2 protein-coding genes are annotated in these 6245 nt (G+C 42.9%); both read left to right on the forward strand.

Annotation, left to right across the window (positions count from 1 at the left end; genetic code table 11):
* Positions 1-58: 58 nt before the first annotated feature.
* Positions 59-2290: an S-layer homology domain-containing protein gene (locus HMPREF1504_RS08050; RefSeq protein ID WP_038124965.1), complete on the forward strand. Its 2232-nt coding sequence runs from the start codon at positions 59-61 to the stop codon at positions 2288-2290.
* 330 nt (positions 2291-2620) lie between these two features.
* Positions 2621-6245: ESPR-type extended signal peptide-containing protein (locus tag HMPREF1504_RS08055; protein WP_038124967.1), on the forward strand; the 3625-nt coding region annotated here is incomplete at its 3' end.

The raw sequence follows: 6245 nt of genomic DNA on the forward strand, positions 1-6245 counted from the left end.
TGAAGAAATGATGAGGGAATAAGTCTATATAATGTCTGTAATATGGAGAGGGAAGACTATGAACAAACGGAAACGCCTATTGGCACTATTAATTAATGGCATGTTATTGTCGAGTATATGTGTGGCAAGTGCAGCCGATGGTACCGTAGGTGCTGGTAATGGTGTCGCTTATGGTACAGGAAGTAATGCACCAAAGGCTGAGAATGTGGCGATTGGTAATAATGCTGGAATTGGTTATTCTAATGGTGCCAGTGCTGCTACAGGCGATATTGTTGTAGGTAATAGTGCTAATATCAATAACTATGCTAGCCAAGGTGGTAGTGTTGCCATCGGTAAAAATGCAAAGATTGAAAATATGGCTGGTGGTGTAGAGGCTAGCTTTGCGTTAGGTCAAACAACGTATAGTGGTAATTGGCTCTCTTCTTCAAGAATTCCTGCGGATCCAACAAAGGTAGTTGGTAGCGTTGCTATTGGTGATAATACATTTGCTCGTACGGGCAGTACTATGATTGGCTCTCATAATTATAAGGGCGATCTTGGTGATATTTCTGTAGATACAAATACTACGCGTAAATATGCATTAAATGCGTACGCTACTACAGTGGGGGCTAATAGCTTTAGTAATGGTGCTTTCACAACTAATACAGGTACCTATAACATCATTTCCAGTGAATATAATGGTGGACGTATGGCAAACCCTGTTAAAAATTTGGGTGCCACCGTTAATGGTTCGTTGAATAGCATTGAATCACAAACGGCTAATAGTTATTATGCTGGTGTGGCTAATAGCGTTGTTGGCACAGCAAATCGAACTTTCAACAGCAATGGTTCTATTATCATGGGCGCTGGCAATGAAATTACAAATTCTGTTAAATCTATTTATGGTGCACCTGACGAAGGTGGCAATTCTGCGAAGGAATTAGCTGGTAAATTCCGTGAAGCCGTAAAAGAGTCTAACGGCGGCGGCGCAACAATGGCCTTTGGTGGTGGCAACAAGGCAGACTACACATTGCGTACATCCATGATTGGTATCAATAACACCGTAACAGGCGCTAACGGTGCTGAAAGCGCAGATAACCTCGTTATGGGCGTCGGCAATACAGGTACGAATGTACAGCACTTGACTGCTATTGGTTCTAAGAACACCGTTTCTGATGCAAAAAATACGGTTATCGTTGGTGATAACCGTAAGGTAACAGGTGCTAATAACGCTGTCATCATTGGCTCTAGCGATGCAGTAACAACTACAGCTGTAAACGATGCAGTGGCTATTGGTCATAACACAGACGTATCTACCGAAGGCGGCGTAGCACTCGGTATCGGTTCTAAAGCGACTATAGCAGCTGGTGCGGTTGGTTATGATATCAGCACAAATGCAGCATCTACCGATACAAGTTCCACATGGAAAGCGACAGCATCTGCCGTATCTGTTGGTGATGTGGCGAATGATGTAACGCGTCAAATTACATCCGTTGCAGCTGGTACAAATGATACAGATGTGGTCAACGTAGCACAACTTAAACGCGTACAAGACCAAATTGCTAATAGCACGACAAATATCAGTCAAAATACTGCAGATATCAAGAATATCAAAGGCGATATTTCTAAATTAGACAAACGCGTTAACAAGGCCGTAGCTGGTTCTGCTGCCTTGGCGGCCCTTCATCCGCTCGATTTTGACCCTGATGCAAAATGGGACTTTGCGGCTGGCTATGGTCATTACCACAATGGTAATGCGGCTGCACTCGGTGCGTTCTATCGTCCTAATGAGGACGTGCAATTGAGCGTAGGCTCTACTGTTGGTAATGGGGAAACCGTTGTGAATGCAGGTCTTTCTGTGAAAGTCGGCGCTCATAGTAATGTATCTCGTTCTCGTGTAGCCATCGGTAAAGAAGTGCTAGAACTCAAGAAAACCGTAGCTCTTCAAAATGCACAAATCCAAAAATTGACAACTCTTCTAAATGGTGTAGCTGGTACCAATATGAAAGCTGACCGCACTACACTATTCCCAGATGTGCCAAGCAATCATTGGGCATACGAAGCCGTTAGCGATTTATCTCGTCGTGGCTTAGTAGAAGGATACCCAGATGGTACATTCGGTGGCGATCGTTTGTTAACACGTTACGAATTTGCTGAAATTGTATACCGTGCAATTCAAAACGGCGTACAAGTAAACGAACAACTCGTAACAGAATTTAGCCCTGAAATGGCGCTATTCCGCGTAGATACAGTGGCAAAAAATCATCAAGGACAACCAACAATTGAACGTGTTCGTGTTAATAAAAATTAGTTGATTATACAAAGTATATATAACAATACAATATATAAGTCTTATAAAAATATATTATAAAACCCGTAACTATGTAGCGGCTAGTATATCTCATCCGATGTACTAGCCGCTATTTGTCGCATAAATAAAATTAATATAACAAATCAGTTACAGCTACTTAAAATTTCATAATATTTTCATAAAACTATATCTAAATTATTGAAAATATGAATGTAACGTGATATTTTATAAATGTATGTATAAAACTAGACCGTTATTGTCTACTTTTATAAATGAATGAGTTATCAGTAATAATTGATATATAAGTTAGAATGAGGAGATACGTGGACTGTGAATAAGATATTTAAAGTTATTTGGTCTAAATCAAAACAATGTTACGTCGTTGTATCAGAAATGGCGAAGAATACAACGGGGAAAAAGAAGATTGTGGTGGCTAGTATTTTGGCTGGATTAGCTACACAAAGTTGTAGTGTAATGGCGGCAGGAGCACCTTCTTCAAGCAATAATGTGTGGGGTGCAACGACACCTGGTGGGGTTGCTATTGGTCAGAATTCTGTGGCTTCTGGTGCGACTGCAGTAGATCCGGCTACTGGTACTGTTAGAGTAGCACCTTCTATTGCAATTGGTCTCGCATCATCTTCAGCAGGCCTAGACACAATTACGATAGGTATTGGTGCAGGAAATACCAAATCGTATGGTATTTCAATGGGGAAGCAAACCAATGTTGGGGGCGACTATGGTATTGCTATTGGTTATCAAACATCAGCGATGTCGGATCATGCAGTGGCTATAGGTGAACAAACGAGAGCACCTAAGATGGGGGCCACTGTTATGGGGGTAAGTGCTCGTGGCTATGGACAAGGTTCTGTATCATTAGGTTGGCAAGCCTTAGCTGGTGCAGATGTATATGGATCTGGAATTAATATTGGTACTAATCCATATAACGATACGGCAGCTACTATTAACAGTTATCAAAAGTGGGGCGATACAGCTATTGGCCTAAGAGCTGTTGCAACAGGTGGAAATGCAACGGCCCTAGGACGTAGTGCGAGGGCTGCTGCTGAAAATTCTATTGCTATCGGCGGTGGTAATGGAGATAATTTTAATAATAATACTGAAAAGACAGAGGCTAGTGCGGCTAAGGCAACGGCTATCGGCTATAATGCGAAGGCCACTGCTGGTGATACACTCGCATTAGGTACATCTAGTAAAGCTAGTGGCAGTGACGCTTTAGCAGTTGGTGTAAATGCGAATGCTAGTAATAGTGATTCCATTGCTATTGGTCAAGATACGGTCTCTAACAATATTAATTCCGTAGCATTTGGCAGAAGCTCACAAGCAACTGGTTCTTCTGCAACTGCACTTGGTGCACATACTAAGGCCATTGATACAGGGGCAGTAGCGATAGGTTTAAAAGCAGAGGCTACTAAGGAAGGTTCTATTTCGATAGGGCAACAAAGTGCAGCATCTGGTCTTAAAGCTATCACAACTGGTTATCTATCTGCTGCTAGTGATGAAAATGCTGCCGCTTACGGTAATACAGCGAAGGCAGTCGGCAAGAACTCATTAGCACTAGGTGCGAATACACAAGCTACTGTAGAAGGTGGCGTAGCATTGGGTGCTGGTTCCATAGCGAATACAGTAGCTGGTGCTGGCTATAATCCTAATACGGGACGAACAAATACATTTACTGGCTTATCTGGTAATGCGTTAACAAGTACTTGGGCCGCTGTTTCTATTGGCGATGGTACCAATACACGTCAATTAACAGGTCTTGCAGCTGGTACTAATAATACTGATGCAGTCAATGTAGCACAACTTAAGAGCATGAACCTTGCTTTCACAGCCGACGGCAGCACAAAGGGCGACGTTAATTTGACAAATAGTGCATTAAACGTAGTCGGTGATAGCACGTATATTACGACAAAGGGCAATAATCAAACGCTTACCATTTCTGGTAAAAAGCAAAATATTACTGTTACGAATGGTACGGCTAGTGCTAGCGCAGGCATGGCGGACGCTAATAATGTAGCGCAAGCGATTAACCAAGCAAATGCGGATCAAACCATTAGCTATAAGGCGAATGGCGGTACGGCTAATACGGTTAAGGTATCCGATGGTCTTAATTTTACCAATGGTGCAAGCACTGTTGCTACTGTAGGTGCGAATGGACAAGTAACTTATGACTTGAATACGACAACGAAACAATCGATTACGGATTCGTCAACAGCTGTCAATCGTACAATTTCTCTTGGTGGATCCACAGGGTCCACGATGGCTAAAAAATTGGCCTCTGGGGATGTTAAATTTAACATTAAGGGACAAACTGGAACCAGTGCGTTGATTACGACATCTGCTACTGGCGATGATGTAACCATTGCACCAACGTCTAAATTGACCGATGCTGTTACGGCTGCTGAAAATGCAGCGAATAAGGACTTGTCTAACCTGTCTACAGCTGGTAATACGAATATCAAAAATTTGGCTAAAACAGCGGCTGCTTGGAATGTATCGACGAATGGCAGTGGTACAACAACAGTGTCCGGTGGCGACACGGTGAACTTTGTTAATGGCGATAACATTGCTGTAACTAATACAGGTCGTACGATTACAATCGGTACAGCTAAGAATGTATCCTTTGACAAAGTTACTGTAGGTGGCCTATCCATTGACAAAGCTAATGGTATCAATGCGGGTAATAAGGAAATTAAAGGGCTTGCTACTGGTACAACAGCCACATCTGCAGTGAATAAACAACAAATGGACGATGCTGTGAAAGCAGCTTCCGATGCTACAGCAGCATTGGGCAAGAACACCATTGCCCTTGTTGGTGACTCTGGTTCTACCACAGCCAAGAAACTTAGCACAAGTGCTATTGCTTTCAATATCAAAGGCGACACAGGTGCTAATGCTTTAATCACCACAACAGCTACAGGGGATAATGTGTCTATTACACCAACCGCTAAATTGACCAATGCCGTGGCAGCTGCTGAAAATGCAGCAAACAAGAATTTGTCCAATATTTCCTCTAGCGGTGAAACGGTTATTAAAAATTTAGCTAAAGGGGCTGCGCAAGATGCTGTGAAAGTAGCTGGTACGGGACTTGCTACGGTATCTGATAATACAACTGGCGGTGTGAAAACATACACGGTTGATGTGAATACTGGTAACTTAGTCGTAACTGCCAATGGGCAAGTCGGTGCTGCTGGTACAACAGGTGCGTCTGGTGCGACTGGTTCTAATGGCGTAGCTACAACACAAAACGTAGCGACTGCTATTAACGATGCTGTGACTAAAGCAAAAGCAAGCACAACACAAGCCTTAGCCGATGCAGAACATAAATTTGCTGGCGATACAGGTACCACATCTGTACGTAAACACGGTGAAGTATTATCCATTAAAGGCGGTGTAACAAATGCTGCTAGTTTGACAACAGGTAACATCGGTGTCGTATCTGATGGGGCAGGCACATTGAACATTCGACTTGCGAAGGTATTGAGTGGTTTAACATCCGCAACCTTCACCACTGCTAGTGGCAATACTACTGTTATTAATGGTGATGGTGTAACCATTACACCAAGTGGTACTGGTGCCTCTGCGATCTCCATGACAACGGATGGTATCAATGCGGGTGGTACAGAAATTAAGAATATTGCCGATGGTACAGCAGCTACTTCTGCCGTTAGCAAAGGCCAAATGGAAACAGCCATTGCTAATGCACAAACAGCAGCTACATCTACAGAAAAAGTAGTAGCTAAAACATTGTCTGGCGATACTAACTTGGCTACTGTAACAGGTCAAACAGGTACCGCTAAGGGTGAAACCTATGAAGTTGCCGTATCTGAAAATGCAGTTAAGAATGTTGCTAAAGCAGCCGCACAAGACGCTGTAACTGTAACAGGTACAGGCCTTGCTACTGTATCAGATAATACAACTGGCGGTGTGAAAACATACA

Origin of the sequence: Veillonella sp. ICM51a (assembly GCF_000524355.1) — a bacterium.
GTDB classification, from domain to species: domain Bacteria; phylum Bacillota; class Negativicutes; order Veillonellales; family Veillonellaceae; genus Veillonella; species Veillonella atypica.

Excerpts from the sequence above, each read along its gene's own strand:
- HMPREF1504_RS08050 (WP_038124965.1), top strand. The coding sequence starts at position 59 with ATGAACAAACGGAAACGCCTATTGGCACTATTAATTAATGGCATGTTA.